This window comes from Geomonas sp., assembly GCF_056994735.1.
In genome coordinates, this window is sequence record NZ_JBXKJL010000059.1 from 1 (window position 1) to 1,589 (window position 1,589).

The window sequence follows — 1,589 nt, forward strand, 5'->3', positions numbered from 1 at the left end:
GCGTTGCTGATAGGCGATCAAAGCCAAGGCCGCAGGCAGATCCAGCACAGGCTGGGGCAAGGAAACCCGCAAGAGCAAGCGCACCTGGGCAACGCTAAGTGGGAGGGAAGGGTGTGCGTCCAGGCTAGGTACCTCATCTGGCGTAGGTAAAGGACAGGTGGTCGTTGGGCGCAAGACCCCCCTCTCTCTGGTTGAGGCGTTGTTGCCATCGAAAAAGGCAAGTGATGGGCCAGAATAACCAGGGTCATATGATGGTGCCATCCGCGCCAGAAGCGCAGTTCATAGTGGTCCCTGCCCAGTTCTCCCTTACCCTCAGCAAAACAGGTCTCGATCGGCCAGCGCATCCCGCTCACCCGCACCAAAGTAGCAAGCGGCGTCTGCAAGGGAGCATTGCTCAAGTAAAATTTCCATTCCGGCTCCTCTGCCGCACCACTGACTTTGCGCCGGATCACCACCCAGACCTCTGGGCCAGGCAAACGGTCGAGAGGCAACACCGCGCGTAGCACGAGAAAATCCGCGACCAGCGGGCCTTTGTGTCCTTCGAGCAGGCGGAAGCGCCGCCAGGCATCTTTCGGCCACTGTTTGGCCAACTCCTCCAGCGGCACTTTGGCTGGACTGGCGGGATGCAGCCGCTCTCGTCGGGGGACAGGGCCTTTGCGTGAGCGGGTTGGAGGGGGAACCCAACTGCTCGGACGCGTCCGCTCCGTCTGTCCGTCCGTTTCCAGGAATGGCCAGACCTTGGTATCTCGCGGCACCGCTGCCAGGTACCATAATCCCGTTGCATCCAGCCGTTGCAGGAAAGCGGGGGAGTCACCATATCCCTCGTCGCACGCTACCCAGCGGGCTTGGAGACGACCGGAAGCCATGATGCCCTCGACCAGCTGGGCAGCGAGCTCATGCTTGGTTTGAAAAGGGATCGCGTCAGGAATCTGGCAATCCTGCCACAGCGTCTGGTGCTCTTTATCAAACCAGGACTCGGGCAGGTACAACCGCCGATCAAGGAACGTAGCTCCTTTGCGGCTCGCATAGCCTAAGAAGACGCCTGCCTGGCAGTTATCCGATCTCTCCAGTGTTTCCGCACCATTGAGGCGCCACGCCAGCAGAATGCTGCCCATGGTTGGGAAAGTCGGAGCCATCAATGATAAGCACCCCATCCTCTTCACCCAGTGTTTCGTTCACCAGACGCTGGTGTTCAGAAAGTCTCGCCTCATCGTCCCACTTCCCCTCCCCGATGAATTGCTGGAGGGCGCGCACCTGGCACTCCGCATGTGGTCCCACTCCCACCAAGCGCAGAGCCATCGCTTCAACATTCTTGCGGGGGACATCGGCCGTGAGCAGCCCAGGCGAGACGCGACCGCTGCCCACTCGCGCTGCTCACGTCGAGAGAACAATGGAGCAAAGCGCTGGTGGTAGACAACCAGGTCTTCGGAAAGGGGTGCCACCTCTTCCCGGGTCCATTCTTGTACAGCCAGCGGGCTCATTGGAGACGGCTGGGCGGCGGTGACATCATACACAAGAGACATCGGGGTTCACCTCCAGGAAGAGACTTCCTTTCAGTATATCCCAAAAAGTCTCGTTGTAATACTAGC

2 protein-coding genes are annotated in these 1,589 nt (G+C 59.8%); both read right to left on the reverse strand.

Annotated features, from left to right (window positions below):
• Positions 1 to 17 precede the first annotated feature (17 nt).
• Complete coding sequence (locus AC11W3_RS02845) at positions 18 to 1,154, reverse strand: IS701 family transposase (protein ID WP_484092450.1); 1,137 nt, start codon at positions 1,152 to 1,154, stop codon at positions 18 to 20.
• Entirely contained in the window at positions 1,054 to 1,365 is a 312-nt protein-coding gene (locus tag AC11W3_RS02850; protein ID WP_484092451.1) for a transposase, read from the reverse strand. Before AC11W3_RS02850 ends, AC11W3_RS02845 begins: the two co-directional genes overlap by 101 nt.
• Positions 1,366 to 1,589: the final 224 nt, after the last annotated feature.

What these genes read in the sequence shown, in the direction of transcription:
- AC11W3_RS02845 (WP_484092450.1), bottom strand. Translation starts at nt 1,154, where the DNA reads ATGGGGTGCTTATCATTGATGGCTCCGACTTTCCCAACCATGGGCAGC.